This is a genomic window from Streptomyces sp. NBC_01257 (genome assembly GCF_035917255.1).
Lineage (GTDB): Bacteria > Actinomycetota > Actinomycetes > Streptomycetales > Streptomycetaceae > Streptomyces.
Window position 1 is genome coordinate 5,116,243 of sequence record NZ_CP108472.1, and the last position, 21,857, is coordinate 5,138,099.

Here is a 21,857-nt window from a genome sequence, read left to right on the forward strand (position 1 = left end):
CTGGAGGAGAAATGAGCAGCGCCACCCCCGTCGGATACAGCATCGACGACTTCATCCGTACGGTCCGTGACGAGCTCGGTGTGCCGCTGACCGACGCGCAGTTCGGCGCGGACTTCGACGAACTGCCCGACTGGGACTCGCTCTACCTGCTCAAGCTCGTCACCGCCGTGGAACAGGCCACCGGCTCACCGGTGCCCGTCGGCAAGGTCCTGGAGGCGCGCAGCCTGAAGGAGATCTACGAGCTGGCGGTTCCGGCATGAGCACCGATTCCGGCGGCGGACCCCGCACGGTCCGCCGCCGCAGGCACACCCTCTACTTCCTGGAGTGGGCGGCCGACCAGCGGCCGGTGCACCTGGACACCGACATCGACATGACCCGGATCCAGGAACACCGCGCCGCCGCCCGGGAGCGCGGCGAGCGCCACTCCGTGGTGAGCTATCTGCTGCACTCCGCGGGGCGCGTCCTCGCCCGCCACCCCGAGGCCAACGCGGTGATGGCCCCGGGCTGGCCCGGATTCCTGCGCCGCCCGCGCGTCATGCGGTTCGGGTCGGTCACGGCCAAGCTGGCCCTGGACCGGCCCGTCGACGGGGAACGCAGCGTGCTCTCGGCGCTCGTGCCCGGCCTGGAGTCGGCGTCCCTCGCCGAGATCCAGGAGCGCGTGGAGCGCTACCGGGGCGATCAGGCCGCCGACCTGCCGGAGTTCAAGGGAGTGCGCATGCTCGGCCGGCTGCCCGCACCGCTGGGCCGGCTCGCCTTCGGGGCCGCCCTGCGCGACCCGGGCAAGCGGCCGGGCATTCTCGGCACGGTGTCGGTCAGCTCGCTCGGCCACCGGACCGTCGACGGTTTCCATTCGGCGGGCGGCACGGCCGTCACGCTGTGCGCCGGGCGGATCGTGGACCGTGCCGTGGTCCGCGACGGCCGGGTCGTGCCGGCACCGATGATGCGGCTCGGCCTCACCTTCGACCACCGAGTGATCGACGGAGCCACTGCGGCCGACGTCCTGAGCGCTCTCCACCAGACCATGGAGGACTTCGATGACGGCTCCAGGGAAACAGTCCCCGGGCCGGACGTTCGGCGAGCCGATTCTGATCTCCGGACCCGACGGTGACTGGGACAGGGTCAGAGCCGACCTGGCGGAACACGCCTGCGCGGTGCTGTACGCCCGGCTGGAGGACTGGCGCCCGGAACGGGCGGGCGGCCCGCGGCTGCGTGCCCTCCTCGGCCGGGACTGGGCGCGCTACCTGGACCTGACCCACCCGGACGTACGCACCAGGTTCGCCTCGTCCCGCGTGCTCCTCAAGTTCGCGGCCGCCGCGGCGCTCCGCGTACCGCCGCAGGCGGTGGAGCTGGGCTACACACCGTCCGGCAGGCCGTACCTGCGCGGCTACGACGGTGTGCAGATCAGCCTCAGCCACACCGAGAACCTGCTCCTGGTGGGGCTCGCGACCGGCGCGGTCATCGGAGTGGACGCCGAACGCTCCGACCGCGTGCTCTACGGACCCGGCCTCGGCCGCCATCTGTGCACCCCGCACGAGATCGAACTGGTCGAGGCCATGGACCCGTCGGAACGGGACGCCGCACTGATCCGGCTCTGGACGCTCAAGGAGGCGTACAGCAAGGCCATCGGCCTGGGCATGCAGTTCCGCTTCACCGACTTCGGCTTCGAGACGGACGGCACCCCCACGGAGGTCCGCCGCCCCGACGGCACACCCGGCACCGGCAACGAATGGGCCTTCCGCACCTTCTACCTGGACGGCGAGTACACCATCAGTGTCGCCGCCGGGGACTCCGGTTTCGGCGGTACGGGAGACACCCAGGCACACACCACGCTGGACGGCATGATCGTCGACGTCCTCACCGAAGCACTCGGCGAGGACGTCGCGGAGACCCCCACCGACAACGAATGGTGGTGAGCCCCGGCCCCCTCCCGTCCCGCCCGCAGGCACAACCGGGCCGCTAGGGCCCCTCGTTTGGATGAGTCCGGATCGCCGGTCACGGCACCAGGAACAGCGGCGACAGCCGACGTCGACGGGACGGTGAGGGACGTGAACCACCTAGAGGAACTGAAAGAGTTCGCCCGGCTGCACGCCCGCAGCCAGGGCATGGACCCGCAGCACACCGACCGGCTCCTCGGCCGGATCACCAATGACACGGCCGGCGACCCGGCCTCCTGGGCGGCGGTGTGGACGGACGCCGGACGCGCCGCCGCCGACGACGGCGAACTCCTCTCCGCCTGCAGCCACTTCGCCCTCGCCCGGTTCCCGCACCACGGCGACCCCGCCCGGCAGGAGGCACAGCGCCTGGGGGTGCGGACCTTCGACACCTGGCGACGCGGACAGCGGGACATCGAACGGCTGGAGCTGAAGCACCCCGACGGAGACGTGATGTGCTGGGCCTCCGGCCTCGACGCGGCACGCCCGAAGCCCCTGCTCGTCGTGATGGGCGGCATCGTCAGCGTCAAGGAACAGTGGGCGCGGCTGCTGCCCCTGCTGCGGCGCCTCGGATTCGCCGCCGTCGTCACCGAGTTCCCCGGCGTCGGCGAGAACACCACCGCCTACCGGCCCGACTCCTGGCGGCTGCTCACCTTCCTGATGGACCAGCTGGCCGGCCGGGCCGACACCGCCGACACCTCCATGCTGACGCTCAGCTTCAGCGGCCATCTCGCCCTGCGGGCCGCCGCCGACGACCCGCGCATCCGCCGGGTACTGACCGTGGGCGCCCCGGTGGCCGAGTTCTTCACCGACGAGGCCTGGTGGCCGAAGGTGCCGGGCATCACCGCGGACACCCTCGTCCGGCTCACCGAGTCGGACGGCCGCGACGAACTGCGCGAACGGCTCCCGGACTTCGCCCTCACCGCCGGACAGCTGCGGGCCGTCGCCGTCCCGGTGCGCTACGTGGCCAGCAGCCGCGACGAGATCATCCCGGAGGCGGACCACCGGCTGCTGCTCCGCACGGCACCCGACGTGCGGATCAAGACCTTCGACGACGTGCACGGCTCACCCGCCCACCTCGCCCCGATGCGGCGCTGGCTCATCGGATCACTGCTCCGCGCACGACTCACGCGACGACGCACGTCCAGCCGTCCCCGGCCGGCCAACCAGTCAAGGAGGCAGTCATGACGGACAAACGCTATTCCAAGAGCTCGGTCGCCCACGTACGCCCCTGGCACAGTCTCGCCTCGCTCGGCCTGATCGAGAGCGACCTCACCCACACGCGTACGCTCTCCGCCCCCGCCGTCCACGAACGGTTCGGCCACAGAGCGTCCGAGCGCCGCACCGCCCGCCCGGAGGAGGCATGACCGACGTGAGCGACCACAGAAAGGCCCCCGGACGCGCCGCCACCGGGTCGACGATCCGGCTCCGCCACCGCACGGTGCACGGCTACCGGCGGGCGTTCCGGATGGCGGGCAAGGGCGACGCCGTCCTGCTCATCCACGGCATCGGCGCCTCGTCCGAGACCTGGTGCGACATCATGCCGGACCTGGCCAGGACCTACCGGGTCGTCGCCCCCGACCTGCTGGGCCACGGCGAGTCGGAGAAGCCCCGGGCGGACTACTCACTGGCCGCGTACGCCAACGGGATGCGGGACCTGCTCGGCGTCCTCGGCATCGAACGGGCCACCCTCATCGGACACTCGCTCGGCGGCGCGGTGGCGATGCAGTTCGCCTACCAGTTCCCCGAGCGCTGCGAACGGCTCGTCCTCGTCGGCACCGGCGGCATCGGCCGCCAGGTCACCCCGCTGCTCCGCGCGGCCTCGCTGCCCGGCGCCCAGTTCCTGCTCCAGGGACTGCGGCTGCCGACCATGCGCCGGCAGATCGAGATCGCGGTCAAGATACTGCAGCACCTCGGCAGCGGCCTCGGCGTCGACGCCCCCGACCTCCTCAGGGTGGTGGACGCACTGCCGGACGCCCACGCCCGCAACGCCTTCATCCGCACCCTGCGCGCGGTGGTCGACTGGCGCGGCCAGGTCGGCACCATGCTCGACCGCTGCTACCTCGCCCAGGGCATGCCCACCATGCTGCTGTGGGGCGGACGCGACCAGGTGGTCCCCGCACTGCACGCGGGCCTGGGCCATGTGTCGATGCCCGGCAGCCGGCTGGAGATCTTCGAGGACGCGGGACACTTCCCGTTCCGCAGCGACCCCGAACGCTTCCTCCAGGTCGTACGCGACTTCATCGCCACCACGGAACCCGCCGACTACAGCGCCGAGCAGTGGCGTCAGATGCTCCGCAGCCGCCGGCCGGCCGTGCACAGCCCCCGGCGCGGCGAGGACGCCGCCGCCCCCGCGGTCCGCGTGCTGCGCCCCGCCCAGTAGGACCGGGCCCGGCGGGTGGGCTCAGGCGGGCGGCTCCGCACACACCGCCCGGCACACCCGCCTCAGCCCAGCGACGGATCCAGCAGCCAGACGCCGGGGCGTACCTCCAGCCGGGCCCACGACGCGTCACCGTTCGCGGCCACCAGAGCGGCGGTCCGCCGGGCGTAGGCGTGCCAGCGCTCGTCGCCCCCCGCGGCCGCCACATCCGCACACTCGGCGAACAGCCCCCGCGCATCGCCGGCCCGCCCCTCGCACAGCGCCACGAAGGCGAGCCCGCGCAGCGCGTCCGCCGCACCCCGGGCATCACCCTCCGCCCGGCCCGCGGCCAGCGCCCGCGCGTAGTGCTTCCCGGCCTCCGCCACCTTGCCGCGGCCGAACAGCACGTCCGCCTCGCCGCAGGAACAACGGCCCGCCCCGATCCGGTCACCCTGCCGGGCGAAGAGCCGCCCGGCGCGCCGGTAGCAGCCAATGGCCCGGTCGTACTGCCGGCGCTGCCAGGCGAGATCACCGAGGGACCGCACCACGACCGCCTCCGCCGTCACGTCCTCGGCCCGGCGGGCGGCGTCGAGCGCGAGATCGTGGCAGCTCTGCCAGTCGTCCCAGCGGGCACACGCCTCGTAGTACCCGCTCATGGCCGACGCCAGGGCGTACGTCAGCCGCCACAGCCCCGCGGCATGGGTCTGCCGGGCGACATCCAGCAGACCGCCGGCCTCCGACCGGAACCACGCCAGCGGTGAGAGGCCGGGCGGCCCCGCCACCGGGAGACCGTCGGACGCGGCCAGCCGGTCCCGGCCCGGGGTGAGCAGCGCGTCCGCCCGGCGCGCCAGCTCGACACACGCCCGGCCGAGCCGGTCCGTCGCCTCGGGCACCACGGACGCGGGCCCCTCGGCCAGTATCTCCAGGGCCAGCGACCGCAGCAGCGAGTGGAATCCGTAGTGGACCGGAGTCCGCGCCCCGGTCTGCTGCCGCGCCTCCAGCAGATGGGCCCGCACGAGACTCTCCAGCCGGCGCTCCGCCTGCGGCGGATCCAGGCCGAGCAGCGCCGCCGCGGTCCACAGCCGGAAGTCGGGCAGCGGGGCGAGGCCGAGCAGCCGGAACGCCGCGCGCTCGGGCTTCCCGACATCCTGGTAGGCGGCCAGCAGCCCGCTGCGCACGTCCAGATCGCCCAGCGTCAGCGCGGACAGCCGGGTCCGCTCGTCGGCCAGCCGCTTCGCCAGCGCGCCCGCCGTCCAGTGCGGCCGGGCCGTCAGACTCCCGGCCGCCACCCGCAGCGCGAGCGGCAGCCGGCCGCACAGCCGGGCCAGCTCGGCCACCGCCGCAGGATTCTGCGCCATGCGCGGCCCGCCCGCGTCCACCAGGAGCCGCCGGGCCTCCTGGGGACTGAGCACATCGAGGACCAGATGCTGCACGTGGTCCAGTGCCGCGAGCGTGCGCCGGCCGGTCAGCACCACCATGCTGTCCGGTACGGACGCGAGCAGCGGCCGCACCTGGGACTCGGACACCACGTCGTCGAGGACGAGCAGCAGCTCACGCCCCCGGGTGTGCCGGTGCAGCAGCTCGCCGAGCTCCTCGGTGCCCGCCGGGAGAGGCCCGGCCGCGTCCGCGCCGTCGGCCCACAGACGCCGCAGCAGCATCGCCATCGCCGCCGGCGCGGGCACCGCCGCGCCCGCCGCGTTCCGCAGCCCGATCTGCACCTTGCCGTCGGCGAACCCCTCGGCGGAGTGTGCCAGTTGCACGGCCAGCGAGGTCTTGCCCACCCCGGGCCTGCCCGAGATGGCCAGCACCCGGTCCGTCGCCGCACCACCGGCCGCCAGGAACCTCCTCCCGCGCGCCAGTTCCTCCGTACGGCCGGTGAAGTGCGCCGTCACCGGAGGCAGCCGGTGCGGCGGCGCGGCCTCCTTCGGCCCGGCCGCCGGGGCCGCCGCACCCGTCCCGGACTCCCGGACCGGGGCGTCGTGCCAGGCAAGCCCGGGATCGGCGGCCAGCACCCGGTCGAGGAGCCGGGTCAGCGTCGGACCGGGCTCGACCCCCAGTTCGTCGATCAGCGTCCGCCGCGCCCGGTGGTAGGTCTGCAGGGCGTCCGACTCCCGGCCCGACCGGTACAGGGCGACCATCAGATGCGCGTGCAGCGTCTCCCGCATCGGGAACTCGTGCACCAGCGCCATCAGTTCACCGATCAGCTCCTGATGGTGCCCCAGCAGGAGATCGGCGGCGATCCGCTGCTCCAGCACCTCCGTGCGCAGTTCGTTGAGCCGTATCGCGTTCGTCTCCAGCGACGGCCCGTGCGGAATCCCGGACAGCGCCGGCCCCGACCACAGGGCCAGCGACTCACCGAGCAGCCGGGAGGCCGCCTCGTAGTCACGCCGCTCGTACGCGGCCCGGCCCCGGGTGCGCAGCGACTCGAAGACCGCGAGGTCCAGCTCGTCCGGGCGCACCTGGATCACGTAGCCGGGCGGCCGGGTCAGCAACGGCTGCCGGTCGTCGCCGGCGTCGACGAGTGCCTTGCGCAACTGCGACACGTACACCTGGAGCGTCGTCGCGGCGGTGCGCGGCGGCTCCATGCCCCACAGCTCGTCGATCAGGCTGTGGGTGGAGACAACGTTGTTGCTCTGGACCAGAAGCGTGGCGAGGACGATTCTGGGCTTGGCGGCGGACGGGGTTCTCTGTTCCATCCGGACCGGGCCCAGCACATGAAAACGCATGGTGTGCTCCCTTGCGGCCCTCCGGCGGCGCGAGGCCGGAACGGGCCGATCAGCAGATCTGCAGGACGGACGCCGCGACGCTCGCCACCACGTGCGACCCCTGGAAGAAGGTCAGCTGAAGCTCCGCGACGGGCTGCCCGGACGCGTTCCGGCGCAAGTCGGAATCGGTGTACCCACCGAGCGGCCGCACGGAGCAGCGCAGCGGCAGTCCGGGCTCCGCGAAACCGCGGAACGTGGCGCGCCAGTTCGTCAGCAAGGTGTAGGAGGGTGCGAAGCCGTAGAGCTCACCGGCGGCGAACAGCGCGGCCTGCCGGGAGGCCTCCAGGAAGAGCGAGGCGGGCACCTCAGGCCCCGTGTCGGGCAGCACCTCCCGGGCCGCGGGCACGTCGACCGGAAACGTCAGCCGCTCCTCCGACTCGTCGAAGGGCAGCCCGATCACGACGTTGCGGGCGGAGGCCCGGCCGACCAGCTCGGGCGCGGGAGTGCTGTGGCCCGGCGGGAGCCCGCTGTTGCCGCGGCCGGCCCCCTCGCTCTCCCGGCGGCCCTGCTTGCGGTGGTTGCGGTAGACCCCCGGCATCAGAAAGACGAGCCGGGCCTCGGCGGTGCCGCACTGCGTACCGTCGATGCTCACCGCCGCGCGGCACCGCATTCCGCGCGGCACGCCCTTCACCACCTCGGTCGGTGTCAGATCGAGGTCCAGCGTGAGCTGGCCGCTGGGACGGGAGCGCTGCCAAGGAGCCACGTCCGTGATCACCGCGGCGCCGGAGGAGACGAGCGTCCGCCGGTTCTCCGGCACCCGGAAGTACCGCCCGGCAGCGAAGACCGCCGTCTGCCTCAACGACTCGACCGGGTACAGCAGGTCGTGGAACGGCGCGGTGGCGTCGGAGAACAGCGGGTTGCTCTGCGGAATCTCGGTGGAGAAGGCGAAGTGCTGCCGGACCGGGACCGTCGAGGCGAGCACGAATGCCTCCGGAGTGTCCGGGCAGTGCACCAGGTGGTGGGGGCCGAGAAACGACGCCGAAGGTGAGGGCGCGGGCAGGGGAGCGGGGTGCGTGGTGCCGCCGGTCCGCGGGCCGGAGGACTGCCCAACAGCGGAGGTCGGGGAAGCGATGTCCATGAAGATCCTTTGCGAGTGTGCGGACGGCTCTTCGACGGTGGCGTCAAGCAAATGGCTCAATATGGCTTCCTCCACCGTGGACCTTCCCACTGAAGAACCAGGGGAGAAGGACGGGAGGCCGAGGTGCTCCGGACACCCCGGCCCGTCCCGGCAGCGGCTCAGCCGGCCTCGCGCACCGGCTCCGCCCCGACAGTGGGGTGGTCCTCGGCGAACACGCCGAACGAGGCGGCCCCGGCCGGTGACCCCAGGGGAACGAAGATCTCCTGGTCGGCGGCCGCGTACCCGGCCCATTCATTGGGCAGCGCGTCCTCGTAGAAGATCGCCTCTACCGGGCAGACGGGCTCGCAGGCCCCGCAGTCGACGCACTCGTCGGGGTGGATGTACATCTTGCGCGGACCCTCGTAGATGCAGTCCACGGGGCACTCGTCGATGCACGCCTTGTCCTTGAGGTCCACACAGGGCTGGGCGATGACGTACGTCATGGAGCCTCCACGGTCCAGTTGTCGTTGCCGGCGAGCAGAGTGGCCAGATCGCTCTTGCCGAGTTGTTCGACCGCGGTGTCGAGTTGGTCGGCCATGAGGGTGTCGTAGACGGGTCGTTCGATGCTGCGGAGCACGCCGATCGGGGTGTGGTGCAGGGTGTCGGGATCGGCGAGGCGCGACAGGGCGAACGCGGTCGTGGGGCTGGGGGCGTGTGCGTCGTGGACGAGGATCTGTGACTTGTTGTCCTCGGTGACCGCGACCACGTTCAGGTCACCGGTCAGGGTGTCCCGCACGACGCCTTTGGAGTTGTCGGTGCCGAAGAGGATCGGCTGGCCGTGTTCCAGTCGGATGACGGCTTCCTGGGCCTGCTCGCGGTCCTTGAGGACTTCGAAGGCGCCGTCGTTGAAGATGTTGCAGTTCTGGTAGATCTCCACGAGTGCTGTGCCGGGGTGGTCGGCCGCTGCGCGGAGCACGCTGGTGAGGTGCTTGCGGTCGGAGTCGACGGTGCGGGCGACGAAGGACGCCTCCGCCCCGATGGCCAGGGACACCGGGTTGAAGGGCGCGTCGAGCGAGCCCATCGGCGTGGACTTGGTGATCTTGCCGACCTCGGAGGTGGGGGAGTACTGGCCCTTGGTCAGTCCGTAGATCCGGTTGTTGAAGAGGAGGATCTTGAGGTTGACGTTGCGGCGCAGGGCATGGATGAGGTGGTTCCCGCCGATCGACAAGGCGTCGCCGTCGCCGGTGACCACCCAGACGCTCAGATCCCGCCGGGAAGAGGCGAGTCCGGTGGCGATGGCCGGGGCGCGGCCGTGGATCGAGTGCATTCCGTAGGTGTTCATGTAGTACGGGAAGCGGGAGGAGCAGCCGATGCCGGAGACGAAGACGATGTTCTCCTTCGCCAGTCCGAGCTCGGGCATGAAGCCCTGGACGGCGGCGAGAACCGCGTAGTCACCGCAGCCGGGGCACCAGCGCACTTCCTGGTCGGACTTGAAGTCCTTCATGGACTGCTTGGCCTCGGTCTTCGGGACCAGCTGGAGGAGTTCGTTGGTCTCAGGCATCGATGGCCTCCTGGAGGGCCGTCGCGAGCTGCTCGGCCTTGAACGGCATGCCGTTGACCTGGTTGTAACTGTGTGCGTCCACCAGGTACTTGGCCCGGATGAGGGTGGCGAGCTGTCCGAGGTTCATCTCCGGGACGATCACCTTGTCGTAACGCTTCAGCACTTCGCCGAGATTGCGAGGGAAGGGGTTGAGGTGCCGTAGGTGGGCTTGGGCGATGGGGCGTCCGGCTGAGCGCAGGCGGCGGACGGCGGCGGTGATGGGTCCGTAGGTGGAGCCCCAGCCCAGTACCAGGGTCCTGGCGCCTGCCGGGTCGTCGACGTCGACATCGGGGACCTGGATGCCGTCGATTTTCGCTTGTCGGGTGCGGACCATGTAGTCGTGGTTGGCGGGGTCGTAGGAGATGTTGCCGGTGCCGTCCTGTTTCTCGATGCCGCCGATGCGGTGTTCGAGGCCGGGGGTGCCGGGGACGGCCCAGGGGCGGGCGAGAGTTTGTGGGTCGCGCTTGTAGGGCCAGAACACCTCGGTGCCGTCGGCCAGTTCGTGATTGGGTCCGCCGGCGAACTGGACGCGCAGGTCGGGAAGGCTGTCGGTCTCCGGGATGCGCCACGGCTCGGATCCGTTGGCCAGATAGCCGTCGGACAGGAGGAAGACCGGGGTGCGGTAGGTCAGGGCGATCCGGGCGGCGTCCAGTGCCGCGTCGAAGCAGTCGGCCGGGGTCTTCGGCGCGACGATCGGCACCGGTGCCTCGCCGTTGCGCCCGTACATGGCCTGGAGGAGGTCGGCCTGCTCGGTCTTGGTCGGCAGCCCCGTGGAAGGCCCGCCCCGCTGGATATCAATGATCAGCAGGGGCAGTTCGAGAGACACGGCGAGGCCGATGGTCTCGGACTTGAGGGCGACCCCGGGCCCGGAGGTGGTGGTGACTCCCAGCGCTCCGCCGAAGGCCGCACCGAGTGCGGCGCCGATGCCCGCGATCTCGTCCTCGGCCTGGAAGGTGCGGATGCCGAAGTTCTTGTGCTTGCTGAGTTCGTGCAGGATGTCGGACGCCGGAGTGATCGGGTAGGACCCCAGGTAGACGGGCAGGTCGGCCTGTCGGCCGGCGGCGATCAGGCCGTAGGACAGGGCGAGGTTCCCCGAGATATTGCGGTACGTGCCGGTGGGGAAGGCCTGGGTGGCGGGTGCGACCTCGTAGGAGACGGCGAAGTCCTCGGTCGTCTCGCCGAAGTTCCAGCCGGCGCGGAACGCGGTGACGTTGGCTTCGGCGATCTGTGGTTTCTTGGCGAACTTGGCGCGCAGGAACGTCTCGGTGCCTTCGGTGGGGCGGTGGTACATCCAGGAGAGGAGTCCGAGCGCGAACATGTTCTTCGAGCGTTCGGCTTCCTTGCGGGAGAGCCCGAACTCCTTCAGTGCCTCGATCGTGAGGGTGGTCAGTGGCACCGGGTGGACGTTGTAGGCCTCCAGGGACCCGTCTTCCAGCGGGCTGGTGTCGTAGCCGACTTTTGCCATGGGGCGTTTGGTGAACTCGTCGGTGTTGACGATGATTTCGGCGCCGCGTGGTACGTCGGCGATGTTGGCCCGCAGTGCGGCGGGGTTCATCGCGACCAGGACGTTGGGGGCGTCGCCGGGGGTGAGGATGTCGTGGTCGGCGAAGTGGAGCTGGAAGGAGGAGACGCCCGGCAGGGTTCCTGCGGGGGCTCGGATCTCGGCGGGGAAGTTCGGCAGCGTGGAGAGATCGTTCCCGAAGGACGCGGTCTCCGAAGTGAAACGGTCACCCGTGAGCTGCATACCGTCCCCGGAGTCACCCGCGAAACGGATGATCACCCGATCCAGACGACGAACCTCCTTCCCCGCCACGTGACTTCGCGGCGGCGGCTCTCCTCCACGCGCCCCGGCTGTGTGAACGGCCACCGGCCGCCCTCCTCTCCCGTCGACTCGGCTTGTCGTCCTGCAGACCGCACCGTAGGAAGGTGCACTTGTGACCTGCCAAAGCGCCCGGGCGCGACCTCCGGGTATGAGATCTTCACCCCCGGTACGTGGCCTCGTGGCTGTGAACCGGCCGTGCACGGAGTCAGAATCGACGGTGTCTCCAGCTGACGAAAGAGGGGCGCCATGGCGCGGTCCACCGGCAGTCACACGGTCGATCTGTGGTCCCTGCGCGAGGACGTCGTGGTCGAACCGGACGAGACCGGAGAGGTGCTCGTACTGCGGGGCCGGCTGGGCACGGAGCGGATCAGCAGACCCGGTCCGCTGGTCCGGGAGGCCCTGCGGCGGATGGAGCTCGGCCCGGTTCTCCTGGCGAACATCGAGGAAGAGGCCGAGGACACGGACGGCGAGGGCAGTACGTATCTGGTGCTGCTGCCGACGTTGCGCCCGCTCTCCCACCTGATCGTGCGGACCCTGGGGATCGACGACCTCAACGGCCCGCTGCTTTCGGTGTCCGCCACGTCCAGGCACGCCACGTTCGCACCCGTGCGCGTGCCGGCCCGGCGGCGGCTGAGGCTGCCCGGGGGAGTGTCCCTCACCCTGGAGAAGGCGGGGTTCGTCCTGGAGGCCACCGGATCACCGCACCGGGTCCAGCTGCACCGCCCCGAAGCGGTCTGGGTCGTCGGCCTGCTCGCCTGGCCCATCACTCCGGACGCGGCGTCGGCCGCGCTGCCGCTGCCCGCCGAGGTGACGGAGGCCATCCTCGGGTATCTGGCGGCGGCCGGCATGGCGGCCCCGGTGGGCGACGAACAACCGGGCCGTGCGGCGCCTCCGCCCGTCAACCAGCCGTGGGACGGCGAGGGTTGAACCCGGTCACAGCAGCCAGCCCGACTCCTGGGCGATGAGGATGGCGTCGACCCGGTTGCGGGCGTTCAGCTTCGCCAGGATGGTCGTCAGGTAGTTGCGCACGGTGCCGGTCGACAGGTGCAGCGAGGCCGCTATCTCCGGTGGCTCCGCGCCCTTCGCGGCCAGCCTGAGCACCTCGGTCTCCCGGTGTGTCAGCGGGTTGGGGCCCACGCCCCATGCGGAGACGGCGAGTTGCGGGTCGACCACCCGGTGTCCCGCGGCCACACGCCGTACCGCGTTGGCGAGTTCCTTGGGCGGGGCGTCCTTGAGGAGATAGCCCGACACCTGGGCTCCGATGGCGCGGTGCAGTGTGCCGGGCCTGCCGAGACTGGTCAGGATCAGCGTGTGGCACTGCGGCAGCCGCTCGCGGAGCTCGGTCGCCGCTGTCAGTCCGTCCATACCCGGCAGGTCGATGTCGATGACCGCGACATCCGGCCGGTGCTCCACGGCTCCGGCCACGATCTCGTCCCCGCGCTCCAGCTCGCACACGACCTCGAAGTCGTCCTCGAGATTGAGCAGTGCCACCAGTGCCCCGCGGACCATGTTCATGTCTTCGGCCAACAGAATCCGAATCACCGTGTCCCCCGATCTCCGGCCACGCCCCCGCGCCGCACGCGGGGCGATGGTACGGCATCCGGGCCGGTTCCCGACGGTGAGCCGGGGCGGATTCCCGCTCACGCGGTGGGCGCCTCGGCCCGTACCTGGAACCCGCCGTTGTTCTTCTGCCCCGATACGAGGCTGCCACCGACCTCGCTCAGCCGCAGCTGCAGGTTCCCGAGGCCGCTCCCGCTGTGCGGCGACGGGTCGCGGTGCCCGGGGTCGGTGCCGTCGTTGAGTACGGAGAGCCGGACCCGGTCCGCCCCCTGCGACGCCTCGATGACGCACCGCTGGGCCTCGCTGTGACGCAGCACGTTGGTCACCGCCTCGCGCAGCACCGCCGCGAGGACGTTCTCGATCCGCTGGCTGATGTCGCTGATCGCGACCCTGACCTCCACGTCCACGCGAGCCGCTATCAGCACGGACTCGGCGATCTCTATCTCCTGGGTCAGCGACATGTCCCGGAAGCCGCTGGCGACCCTGCGGACATCGGCCAGGGACTGCCGGGAGATGGAGAGGACGTCCTCGACCTCCGCCATGGCCCGGTCGGGCTGCTTCGGGATCAGCCGGTGGATGAGCTCGCTCTTGAGCGTGATCGCGGACAGGCTGTACCCGAGCAGGTCGTGCAGGTCCCGGGCGAACCGCAGCCGCTCCTGGGTCACCGCCATGCGCGCGACCTCGTCGCGGGCGCTGTGCAGCTCCTGGATCAGCTCGGCGAGGCGGGAGAGTCCGTATACGACCAGGCCGGTCAGGAGCGTGCTCTGCCCCGAGTAGAAGGTGTCGACGAGCGGGTAGCCCTTCAGGAACGGCGCCAGGAACATGCTGACGCCCACCAGACCGTAAAGAGTCCATCCGGCGCGGGTCGGCAGCATCAGGAGGAGCGAACCGGCGAGGAAGCCGGCCATCGACCCCCACTGCGCCCCGAAGAACAGGACCGGCAGGTAGGTGAGCAGCGCCTGGGTGCCCAGGGTGAGGCACTTGCGCGCGGCCGGCGCCCGGTTGGCGTCCGGTGCGGAGTGGACGAGCTGGATCACGAAGACCGCCGCGAGCACGGCGACGGCGAGGGCCTTGACGCCCACTTGCAGATCCGTGGCGAAGATATTGAGTGCGATGATGACCAGATAACTCAGCACAGCCACCCGGAGGATTACCCGCGCCAGCAAAGGACCTGGGAGGTTCTTGCTGTGTTTACGCGGATTTTCCCTGTTGGCAATTGCCTCCGGGCGGCTGTCTCTCTCGCCTGACGCGTCGCTCGTTCCCGTTCCCACAGCCTCCTCTTTCGCAACTGTGTGCGCTTTTTGGGGATCCTATGGGAAGGAACCGAGGGGCAGTGGCCGGATTCCGTCTCAGACGAAGAGCGGAATGGGGTTGAGTGCGCCGTAGTCGGTTGGCCGGGACAACCGCCCCAGTTCCACCGGGACTTGGTACAGCCTGCCGGGTCCCAGACGGGCCCAGAAGTGCCGCATGCCCGGCACGATGACCTTCACCACCGGCATGGCCAGATCGGGGCGTGTCTGGTCGAGCACCAGAAGCTCCATGCCACGGGAGCGCACGAGCCGTGTGATGTGCTCCACATCGGCCAGCAGGTCCGCATGGGGCGTGTACACCCAACTGCGCGGGGTGCGGGCGCATATGCCTGGATCAGGCTGCAGATATGGCTGGTTGTCAGTGGTAGCCGTGTGCCACCAGGTGCACAGGTCCGGATCGTCGAGGGCGTAACCCGAGCCATCGGCCCGTGCCATGGACACCGCCGGCAGCAGTTGCCCCATCTCGGTCAGTGCCCTGCGCAGGGCCACACGCGGGTCGAAGTGGGCGCCGAAACCGAAGATCACGTCCTGGGCGGGCTTGTCGGTGCGCCGGGACAGCGCCGCCATGACCGGAATCCCGAAGTCCGAGGTCAGGTCGAGTACCCACAGCTCGCGGCCGATCCTGCGGTAGCCGTCCCTGAAGCGCCGGACGTAGGGCGCGTCGAAGGCGTCGAGATCGACGGCCGGCTGCCGTGTGCGGTTGTACCACCACAGGGCGACCGCGTCCCGTTCGACGATTTCCAGGAACCCCTGGATCAGTGCGTCCTCGGGGCTGCTGCCCGCGGCGTTGCCATTGGAATCGGCCAGCAGCCCGTCGCCGGTGCCGCCGCCGGCGAGCGACCCGTTCCCGAAGTAGAGCATCGAGGTGGGCAGCAGCCGTTGCGTCCGCTCCGTCAGCGACCACACGGGTGTCCACTCGGTCGGCATGTCCTCGTCGAACGGCCGGGGTACGTACTGGAAGTGGGAGCGGCCCCGGTTCCAGGCCTCCCGGGTCCGGTACTGCCGCTCGTCGTACAGCTGGCAGGAGTTGGGGTGCACGGCCGCCGGGCCCAGCGCACGGTAGCTGTCCCGTACCACCGGCTCGTCGCCCTGCCGGGTGCCGCTGTAGCGCTCCACCGCCTCGCACAGGGCGCTCGTCCGGGCCTCCGTGCCGCTGAGCCCCTTGCCGCCGCTGAGTGCGCGCAGTCCGGAGCGGAGCCCGGCGAGGGTGTGCGGGCTGACCGCGAGATTGTGGCCGGACAGATAGCTGTTGACGAAGTCCGGGGTGTGCGGGGCGCGGCGGATCTCCTTGACGATCCCGGTGACCGGGCTGACCAGGTGTCCGTACCGGTCGAGCATCTCCTCGGGGGTCAGCGCCCGGTCGCCGCCCAGCTCCTGATCGGCCTTGGGCCGCGACACGGGTACGAAGGGGGCGCGTACGGTCCGGGCGACCGTGCCCGGGTCGCCGCAGACCGCGCACTGCGGCAGCCGGCTCACGGGGTGGGTGCGGACCTGGAGGAGCAGGGTGTCCAGGGTGTGGACGAGGTTCTGCGAGGGGTAGCGCATACCGGCCATCCACTTGGCCGTTTCGAGCACCGCGATGTGGACGGCGATGGAACGGCCGGCCGCCAGCGACGCGGTCGGCCGGGCGAGCGGCCCGTCCAGGCCCAGTGCGCGCCGGACGGGCCGCTCGGAACCGCGGTGGCAGCGCAGCCGGGCCGCGAGGCAGGACCAGCACGGGCCCCGGTCCGGCCGGAACACCGGCCCCACCCAGGGATCGGCGCCGGACATCTTCGCGATCAGCCAGGGTGTGCCGCTCGCCCGGTGTTCGGCGTCCACCTCGCGCAGCCCGGGCGCCAGGTAGTCGTCGCACAGGACGAGGGAGAACCCGGCGGGGGCGCCGGGGGCCGCCACCGTGATCCGGGAGTCCCGGCAGGCGTCCCCGACCGACTCGGCGTTCAGATCCCCGACCGTCACGATCCGCACGCTGGACTTCGCCAGTTCCGCGGAGGCCTGGCCGCCGTCGAGGCCGGCCAGGTCCCAGTAGGCCTCGGCCACCGGATCGGAAAGGGCCGCGGGGGAATTCCCGGACGGTGCCGGGCGGAAATTCAGCAGCCCCGAGCCGGTCAGTTCCCGTAACGAGTTGCCGGCCTCCTCGGCGGTGAGCGCCGGTGCCGCGGCGTGCAGCACCGAACGCACACTCCGGGTGCCGTCGAGCAACGGCACCAGAACCTCGGCGTGGACGCCGTGGAGTGCCGTGACATTCCGGGGGGACACCAGGTACGTCGCTTCCCCCGGGACGACGGTGGGGTGCAGATGACGCTTGAACCCCACCAGCGCGTCGTCCGGCATCGCTGCCAGGACGTCTCTTCCCCCCGGCGCGGTCATGCCGCGAGTGGCTCGATCGACTCGGTGCGGATGCACCAGCTCAGCAACGCGACGTGCTGTTCGGAGAAGAGATCGAGATGCTCGATCACAAGATTCCGGGGGCCGGAGCCGGCGGGCGGTGCGGTGATCTCGTCCAGGTTCCGAACGCCGGTCGATATGACGTTGTCCATGGATACACGAACCTTTCCTCTACTAAGGGATGAGGGTCTGTGCTGGAGATGTGAGCCGGTGTTGCTTCGCGACGATTCTGCGATAAAGCGCTCCGGGCCAGACAGTGGCCCCGTCATCCGTGGAGCGTGAAGTTCTCACGCACATGGGGCCGATCGGCCGAACGCCCTTTAGCGCCATCCAAGTCATGTGCGGCATCGTCGGCAGTCCGTCCGCGCCGGCAGAAGAGGTGAGCCCGTCGATGCGTCGTCCTTTGTGCGGATTCGGCGCCCGTCTGGTGCGCAGTTTCTACCGCGCGCTGATCGCGGCCGGCCGGATCTGGGTGCACATCCCCGATTGTCCGCCGCCACCGCCGCACCCGTGTGAACTGGAGCGGCTGCGGCCGGACATTCCGCTGAGCGCGGTGGAGATCGCACTCGACCGCCAGCTCAGCGATCTGGAGCGCTGAGCCGGCGGCCGTTGTGGTGGGGACGGGAGGTCAGACGCCCGCGGGTTCCTTCATCGGGGTGTCGGGGCCGGTGGCGGAGGCCGCCGGAGCCGTGGAGGCGGCCGCGACCGTGGAGCCGGCCGGCTCCTGCGAGACGTTGAACTCCGCCAGCAGGTCCTTGCTGAAGCCGAAGAAGTACGTGGCGACGAAGCCCGCCAGATAGCCGACGACCAGGCCGCCCGCGTAGATCGCGATGGTCACGCCCAGGCCGTGGTTGCCGTCGACTAGCGGGAACAGGGCCCAGCCGGACGGGCCGATGGCCGTGGAGCCCACCGCGTCACCGAGCTGGTTGAAGAAGCCGATGAACGCGCCGCCGAAGGCACCGCCCACGCACGCCGTGACGAACGGACGGCCCAGCGGCAGCGAGACACCGTAGATCAGCGGCTCGCCGACGCCCAGGAAGCCGGCGGGCAGCGCGGACTTGATGGTCCGGCGGATCGACTCGTTGCGCGGCAGACGGAAGTAGACCGCGATGGCCGCGCCGACCTGGCCGGCACCGGCCATGGCGAGGATCGGCAGCAGGACCGTGTAGCCCTGCTGCTCGATCAGGGTGGTGTGGATCGGGATCAGCGCCTGGTGCAGCCCCAGCATGACCAGCGGCAGGAAGAAGCCGCCGAGGATCAGACCCGCGCCCGCGCCGCCGTTGGAGAGCAGCCAGTCGGCGGCCGTGCCGATGGCGGTGGAGACCTCACCGGCCACGTACATCAGACCGAAGATCGTCACCAGGCCGGAGATCAGGACCGTCAGCGTCGGGGTGACGAGGACGTCCAGCGCCTCCGGGACCCAGCGGCGGCACCACTTCTCCACGTACACCGCGAGCACCGCCGCGCCCAGGGCGCCGAGGACGCCGCCCTGGCCGGGGGAGAGCTTCTGGCCGAACGCCTCGATGTTCGCGACGCCCGGGAAGACGATGATGGCCGCGACCGCGCCGCCGAGGATCGGCGTGCCGCCGAACTCCTTCGCCGTGTTGTAGCCGACGAAGACCGCGATCAGCGCCATGAAGCCGGACGCCATGGCCGCCAGGGCCGGGGTGACGGACGTCAGCCAGCCGAGGTTGACCAGCAGCCCGTTGAGGCCCGCGATGATGCCGCAGCCGATCAGGGCCGGGATCAGCGGCACGAAGATGTTGGCGATCCGGCGCAGGAACAGTTTGAACGGGGTGGCGTTCTTCGCCTTCCGGGCCGCCCTCATCTCGGCGCCCTGAGCGGCCAGCTCCTCCGCGGTGAGCGGGGCGGCGGAGGCCGGGGCCGGGGCGGCCGCCGGGGCCGCGGTCTTCCCCTCCTCGACGAGCTTCTCGAACTCGGGGGTGACGCGGGCGACCGTACCGGGACCGAGAACGATCTGGTACGTGTCGTCCTCGACCACACCCATGACGGCCGGAACGGCCTTCAGAGCCTCGTCCTGGACGAGCGAACGGTCATGCAGCCCGAGCCGGAGCCGGGTCATGCAGTGGGCGATGGAGCTGACGTTCGCGGCGCCACCGACGAGCGGAAGGATCGCGGCGGCAGTGGCGCGGTTCTTGTCTTCTGTAGCCATGGTGCGTGGTGCCTTGCTGTGCGGGGGAGGTGGAGCAGGGGGTCAGGTGGTGCGCGGGGCGGCGGCGAGCGCGGCCCGGAGGTGGCCGTCCGACGCGGACAGCAGCGTCGCGGCGGTGGGACCGTCGACCTGGCCGAGGATGGTCAGGATGGCGTTCTTCACCTCGCCGTCGGTCGCGGCGAGCGCGGCCTCGATCTCGGCGTCCGAGGCACCGGTGGCCAGCGAGACGATCCGGCGCGAGCGGGCGCGCAGCTTCTCGTTGGAGGCGCGGACGTCGACCATGAGGTTTCCGTACGTCTTGCCGAGCCGGATCATCGTGATCGTCGAGACCATGTTGAGCACGAGCTTCTGCGCCGTGCCCGCCTTGAGGCGGGTCGAGCCGGTGAGCAGCTCCGGGCCGACGACGACCTCGACGGGGTGCTCGGCGGCCGCGCCCAGCGCGGAGTCCGCGTTGCAGGACAGGCCGATGGTCAGCGCGCCCTTGGTGCGGGCGTGCTCGACGGCCCCGATCGCGTACGGCGTACGGCCGGAGGCGGAGATGCCGACCACCGTGTCGTCGGCGGTCAGGCCCAGCGCGTCGAGGTCGGCTGCGGCCAGCTCCTTGCTGTCCTCGGCACCCTCGACAGCGGTGACCATCGCGGACGGTCCGCCCGCGATCAGACCGACCACGTCGGCGGGGTCGGTGTTGAAGGTGGGCGGGCACTCGCTGGCGTCCAGGACACCGAGCCGGCCGGCGGTGCCGGCGCCCGCGTAGATCAGCCGTCCGCCGCGGGCCATGCGCGCCGCGGTGGCGTCGATCGCGGCGGAGATCTCGGGCAGCCGGGCGGCGACGGCGGCGGGGACGGTCTGGTCCTCGCCGTTCATGATCCGGGCTATCTCCGAGGTGGGCAGCTGGTCGATCTCGGCGAGCTCGGGGCGGAACGCCTCGGTCGTGAGGGTGGCGAGCTGGGCGCGAAGTTCGCCGTATCCGTCGGGAGCGGTGGCGTCGGCGTCGGTGAGGGAGGTCATGGAGAGCGGCTCTGCTTTCTTGAACTCGTGCGGTTCTGCGGGTGCGGGTGCGGGTGCGGGTGCCTCGGTGAGGTCAGCGGGTGCGCGGGTTGTGGCGGTGGGCCAGCGCCTCGTAGGAGGCGGCGAGGGCCGGGGCCGCCGTCTCGTACGTACGCTGCGCGACTCCTATGAACAGGCAGTCGACGACCAGGAGCTGGCTCGTGCGGCTCGACATGGCCGCCGGGCGCAGCTCGCTCTCGCGGGCGGTGGACGTGGTCAGCACGTGGTCGGCGTACTGCGTGACCGGTCCGTCGGGGCGGCCGGTGATCGCGATCGTGGTCGCGCCGCGGTCGAAGGCGACCCGCAGCGGCTCGATGACGTCGCCCGTCGAGCCGGAGTGGGTGATCGCGATGGCCACGTCGCCCGCGCGCATCTGCACCGCGTTGGTCACCGCGAGGTGCGGGTCCATGTGGGAGTGCGCGATCAGGCCGATACGGGCCAGCTTCTGGGCCAGGTCCTGGCCGACGAGCGAGGAGGCGCCCACGCCGTAGATGTCGATCCGGCGGGCGGTGGCGGCTGCGGCCACGGCGGCACCGAGCTGGACCGTGTCGAGCCCGGCGGCCGTGTCGGCGAGGGTCTGCTGCTCGTCGTAGGCCAGCTTGGCGACCACGTCGGCGATCGGGTCGTCGACCGCTATGTCGGCGGTCACGGCGGGGGCCCGGCCGGACTGCTGGTGGGCGGCGAGACCGGCGAGCGCGAGGCGCAGGTCGCGGTAGCCGGGGTAGCCGAGGAGGCGGGCGGTGCGGACCACGGTCGCCTCGCTGGTGCCGGTGAGCTCGGCGAGACCGGTGACCGTCAGGGCAGCGCAGCCGGCCGGGTCACCGGCGACGGCCTCGGCGACCCGCTGCATCGAGCGGGTCATGGACGGCGCGAGCGTCCGCACCTTGGCCGCGAGGGCTGCCGGGGCGGGCGGCGAATCAGCGCTGAAACTTTCCTTCAGGTCATTGGTCACCTTTGAAAGATATTTTCAACCCCGGGGTCCGTCAACCCCCCTTTGGTCCTGACCTCTGGCGGTTTCCGGCCTCCGGCGGCACGGGCGGGGGCTCCGGTGCGCAGGTGGACAATGGAGGTATGGAGCCGAACCCCCTGGAGCAGGCGCTGCACACCGCCCGCGCCCTTGTCATGGCCGACCTGGCCGCCGGAGACGTCGCCGAGGCGCAGATCGTCTCGATGGTCGAGGACGCCGTGACGCACCGGCGATGGTGGGTGGAGCAATGGCCGGAGGGGGTGGAGTTCGTCGTCGGCCTCGTCGCCCAGGACGTCCAGGACGCGCTGCTGGAGGAGTACGGCCGCTGGCCGCTCTGCCCGGTCTGCGACGCGGGCGACCCGCACGCACTCGACGTCGAGCCGGAGCTCGGTCCCGACCCGCACTGGGTCTGCACGAAGGCCACCGTCGCGGTCGCCCCGGTCGGATCGCTCGGCGGGATACCGCGCCCGTGACCGTCTACATCGATCCGCCGGACTGGCCGGGCCACGGACGGCTCTGGTCGCACCTGGTCAGCGACGTCTCGTTCGAGGAGCTGCACGCCTTCGCCGCGTCCATCGGCTGCCCGGAGCGGGCCTTCGAGCGGGACCACTACGACGTGCCGGAGGCCCGGTACGAGGACGCGGTCCGGGCCGGCGCCCGGCAGATCGGCTCCAAGGAGCTGGTCCGCCGGATCACCGATGCGGGCCTGCGCCGCCCGAAGGGCCGGCCGGCGCCGCGGTAGCGCCGGGGGCGAGGACGGCCGACGCCGGTAAGCCCCCATTCCCGAAATCTGACGCCAAGTTACCGGATCAGGGGTGGAATCGCCCGGCGACTTGTCGACCCCTCCAGGCAATCCCCTTTCTGAAGGCGGCAGTTCGGAT

At 71.1% G+C, this 21,857-nt stretch carries 22 protein-coding genes; 10 read left to right on the forward strand and 12 right to left on the reverse strand.

The window, feature by feature from the left end; all coding sequences use genetic code 11:
• Positions 1-11: 11 nt before the first annotated feature.
• The 6 genes from OG408_RS22085 to OG408_RS22110 all read left to right on the forward strand — a co-directional run bounded on the left by OG408_RS22085 (position 12) and on the right by OG408_RS22110 (position 4,314).
• A complete protein-coding gene (locus OG408_RS22085; RefSeq protein ID WP_266781108.1) occupies positions 12-260 on the forward strand; it encodes an acyl carrier protein in 249 nt (82 codons plus the stop codon).
• The gene (locus tag OG408_RS22090; protein ID WP_266781110.1) at positions 257-1,108 is read left to right on the forward strand and encodes a 2-oxo acid dehydrogenase subunit E2; all 852 of its coding nucleotides are present in this window, start codon (positions 257-259) and stop codon (positions 1,106-1,108) included. The genes OG408_RS22085 and OG408_RS22090 overlap by 4 nt, the downstream gene beginning before the upstream one ends.
• Positions 1,035-1,913 carry a 4'-phosphopantetheinyl transferase family protein gene (locus OG408_RS22095; protein ID WP_285573779.1) on the forward strand — a complete coding sequence of 293 codons (879 nt, stop codon included), beginning with the start codon at positions 1,035-1,037 and terminating at the stop codon, positions 1,911-1,913. Before OG408_RS22090 ends, OG408_RS22095 begins: the two co-directional genes overlap by 74 nt.
• A gap of 132 nt (positions 1,914-2,045) precedes the next feature.
• On the forward strand, positions 2,046-3,119 hold the full coding sequence (locus OG408_RS22100; protein WP_266781114.1) for an alpha/beta hydrolase: 1,074 nt from the start codon (positions 2,046-2,048) through the stop codon (positions 3,117-3,119).
• Positions 3,116-3,298 (forward strand): hypothetical protein, encoded by a 183-nt coding sequence (locus OG408_RS22105; protein WP_266781116.1) that lies wholly within the window; start codon positions 3,116-3,118, stop codon positions 3,296-3,298. Before OG408_RS22100 ends, OG408_RS22105 begins: the two co-directional genes overlap by 4 nt.
• Positions 3,295-4,314: an alpha/beta fold hydrolase gene (locus tag OG408_RS22110; protein WP_285573784.1), complete on the forward strand. Its 1,020-nt coding sequence runs from the start codon at positions 3,295-3,297 to the stop codon at positions 4,312-4,314. The genes OG408_RS22105 and OG408_RS22110 overlap by 4 nt, the downstream gene beginning before the upstream one ends.
• Before the next feature lie 62 nt (positions 4,315-4,376).
• Here OG408_RS22110 and OG408_RS22115 read toward each other — a convergent pair whose 3' ends face one another.
• The 5 genes from OG408_RS22115 to OG408_RS22135 all read right to left on the reverse strand — a co-directional run bounded on the left by OG408_RS22115 (position 4,377) and on the right by OG408_RS22135 (position 11,579).
• Positions 4,377-7,016 carry an AfsR/SARP family transcriptional regulator gene (locus tag OG408_RS22115; protein ID WP_326671534.1) on the reverse strand — a complete coding sequence of 880 codons (2,640 nt, stop codon included), beginning with the start codon at positions 7,014-7,016 and terminating at the stop codon, positions 4,377-4,379.
• Positions 7,017-7,065: 49 nt separating this feature from the next.
• Entirely contained in the window at positions 7,066-8,133 is a 1,068-nt protein-coding gene (locus tag OG408_RS22120; RefSeq protein WP_266781122.1) for an AfsA-related hotdog domain-containing protein, read from the reverse strand.
• Positions 8,134-8,291: 158 nt separating this feature from the next.
• Complete coding sequence (fdxA, locus tag OG408_RS22125) at positions 8,292-8,615, reverse strand: ferredoxin (RefSeq protein WP_266781124.1); 324 nt, start codon at positions 8,613-8,615, stop codon at positions 8,292-8,294.
• A complete protein-coding gene (locus tag OG408_RS22130; protein ID WP_326671538.1) occupies positions 8,612-9,673 on the reverse strand; it encodes a 2-oxoacid:ferredoxin oxidoreductase subunit beta in 1,062 nt (353 codons plus the stop codon). The genes fdxA and OG408_RS22130 overlap by 4 nt, the downstream gene beginning before the upstream one ends.
• The gene (locus tag OG408_RS22135) at positions 9,666-11,579 is read right to left on the reverse strand and encodes a 2-oxoacid:acceptor oxidoreductase subunit alpha (protein WP_442806055.1); all 1,914 of its coding nucleotides are present in this window, start codon (positions 11,577-11,579) and stop codon (positions 9,666-9,668) included. Before OG408_RS22135 ends, OG408_RS22130 begins: the two co-directional genes overlap by 8 nt.
• Positions 11,580-11,780: 201 nt before the next feature.
• On the opposite strand from OG408_RS22135, the gene OG408_RS22140 reads away from it, so the two are divergent.
• Entirely contained in the window at positions 11,781-12,461 is a 681-nt protein-coding gene (locus tag OG408_RS22140; RefSeq protein ID WP_266781127.1) for an NADH oxidase, read from the forward strand.
• Positions 12,462-12,467: 6 nt separating this feature from the next.
• Here OG408_RS22140 and OG408_RS22145 read toward each other — a convergent pair whose 3' ends face one another.
• From OG408_RS22145 to OG408_RS22160, 4 genes are all read right to left on the reverse strand, one after another.
• On the reverse strand, positions 12,468-13,076 hold the full coding sequence (locus tag OG408_RS22145) for a response regulator transcription factor (RefSeq protein WP_266781129.1): 609 nt from the start codon (positions 13,074-13,076) through the stop codon (positions 12,468-12,470).
• A gap of 98 nt (positions 13,077-13,174) precedes the next feature.
• Complete coding sequence (locus OG408_RS22150; RefSeq protein ID WP_266781131.1) at positions 13,175-14,236, reverse strand: sensor histidine kinase; 1,062 nt, start codon at positions 14,234-14,236, stop codon at positions 13,175-13,177.
• Between the two features lie 207 nt (positions 14,237-14,443).
• On the reverse strand, positions 14,444-16,771 hold the full coding sequence (locus OG408_RS22155) for a TOMM precursor leader peptide-binding protein (RefSeq protein WP_326671544.1): 2,328 nt from the start codon (positions 16,769-16,771) through the stop codon (positions 14,444-14,446).
• Positions 16,768-16,941 carry a hypothetical protein gene (locus OG408_RS22160; RefSeq protein ID WP_266781135.1) on the reverse strand — a complete coding sequence of 58 codons (174 nt, stop codon included), beginning with the start codon at positions 16,939-16,941 and terminating at the stop codon, positions 16,768-16,770. The genes OG408_RS22155 and OG408_RS22160 overlap by 4 nt, the downstream gene beginning before the upstream one ends.
• Before the next feature lie 119 nt (positions 16,942-17,060).
• Between OG408_RS22160 and OG408_RS22165 the strand changes: the two genes are divergently transcribed.
• Positions 17,061-17,387, forward strand: a complete 327-nt coding sequence (locus tag OG408_RS22165; protein ID WP_285572999.1) for a DUF6059 family protein — start codon at positions 17,061-17,063, stop codon at positions 17,385-17,387.
• A 30-nt stretch (positions 17,388-17,417) separates the two neighbouring features.
• On the opposite strand, the gene OG408_RS22170 is transcribed toward OG408_RS22165, so the two are convergent.
• The 3 genes from OG408_RS22170 to OG408_RS22180 form a co-directional block, all read right to left on the reverse strand.
• A complete protein-coding gene (locus tag OG408_RS22170) occupies positions 17,418-18,962 on the reverse strand; it encodes a PTS transporter subunit EIIC (protein ID WP_326671548.1) in 1,545 nt (514 codons plus the stop codon).
• A gap of 42 nt (positions 18,963-19,004) precedes the next feature.
• A complete protein-coding gene (gene murQ, locus OG408_RS22175) occupies positions 19,005-19,970 on the reverse strand; it encodes an N-acetylmuramic acid 6-phosphate etherase (protein ID WP_266781140.1) in 966 nt (321 codons plus the stop codon).
• Positions 19,971-20,043: 73 nt separating this feature from the next.
• A complete protein-coding gene (locus OG408_RS22180; protein ID WP_266781142.1) occupies positions 20,044-20,961 on the reverse strand; it encodes a MurR/RpiR family transcriptional regulator in 918 nt (305 codons plus the stop codon).
• 119 nt (positions 20,962-21,080) lie between these two features.
• On the opposite strand from OG408_RS22180, the gene OG408_RS22185 reads away from it, so the two are divergent.
• Together OG408_RS22185 and OG408_RS22190 are read left to right on the forward strand one after the other, a co-directional pair.
• Entirely contained in the window at positions 21,081-21,449 is a 369-nt protein-coding gene (locus tag OG408_RS22185; protein ID WP_266781144.1) for a hypothetical protein, read from the forward strand.
• Positions 21,446-21,718 carry a DUF4031 domain-containing protein gene (locus OG408_RS22190; protein ID WP_266781146.1) on the forward strand — a complete coding sequence of 91 codons (273 nt, stop codon included), beginning with the start codon at positions 21,446-21,448 and terminating at the stop codon, positions 21,716-21,718. Before OG408_RS22185 ends, OG408_RS22190 begins: the two co-directional genes overlap by 4 nt.
• Positions 21,719-21,857 lie beyond the last annotated feature (139 nt).

Bases quoted from the DNA above. Each gene is read 5' to 3' on its own strand.
- OG408_RS22085 (WP_266781108.1), top strand. From the start codon at position 12: ATGAGCAGCGCCACCCCCGTCGGATACAGCATCGACGACTTCATCCGT.
- OG408_RS22090 (WP_266781110.1), top strand. From the start codon at position 257: ATGAGCACCGATTCCGGCGGCGGACCCCGCACGGTCCGCCGCCGCAGG.
- OG408_RS22095 (WP_285573779.1), top strand. From the start codon at position 1,035: ATGACGGCTCCAGGGAAACAGTCCCCGGGCCGGACGTTCGGCGAGCCG.
- OG408_RS22105 (WP_266781116.1), top strand. From the start codon at position 3,116: ATGACGGACAAACGCTATTCCAAGAGCTCGGTCGCCCACGTACGCCCC.
- OG408_RS22110 (WP_285573784.1), top strand. From the start codon at position 3,295: ATGACCGACGTGAGCGACCACAGAAAGGCCCCCGGACGCGCCGCCACC.
- OG408_RS22115 (WP_326671534.1), bottom strand. From the start codon at position 7,016: ATGCGTTTTCATGTGCTGGGCCCGGTCCGGATGGAACAGAGAACCCCG.
- OG408_RS22120 (WP_266781122.1), bottom strand. From the start codon at position 8,133: ATGGACATCGCTTCCCCGACCTCCGCTGTTGGGCAGTCCTCCGGCCCG.
- fdxA (WP_266781124.1), bottom strand. From the start codon at position 8,615: ATGACGTACGTCATCGCCCAGCCCTGTGTGGACCTCAAGGACAAGGCG.
- OG408_RS22130 (WP_326671538.1), bottom strand. From the start codon at position 9,673: ATGCCTGAGACCAACGAACTCCTCCAGCTGGTCCCGAAGACCGAGGCC.
- OG408_RS22140 (WP_266781127.1), top strand. From the start codon at position 11,781: ATGGCGCGGTCCACCGGCAGTCACACGGTCGATCTGTGGTCCCTGCGC.
- OG408_RS22155 (WP_326671544.1), bottom strand. From the start codon at position 16,771: ATGACCGCGCCGGGGGGAAGAGACGTCCTGGCAGCGATGCCGGACGAC.
- OG408_RS22160 (WP_266781135.1), bottom strand. From the start codon at position 16,941: ATGGACAACGTCATATCGACCGGCGTTCGGAACCTGGACGAGATCACC.
- OG408_RS22170 (WP_326671548.1), bottom strand. From the start codon at position 18,962: ATGGCTACAGAAGACAAGAACCGCGCCACTGCCGCCGCGATCCTTCCG.
- murQ (WP_266781140.1), bottom strand. From the start codon at position 19,970: ATGACCTCCCTCACCGACGCCGACGCCACCGCTCCCGACGGATACGGC.
- OG408_RS22185 (WP_266781144.1), top strand. From the start codon at position 21,081: ATGGAGCCGAACCCCCTGGAGCAGGCGCTGCACACCGCCCGCGCCCTT.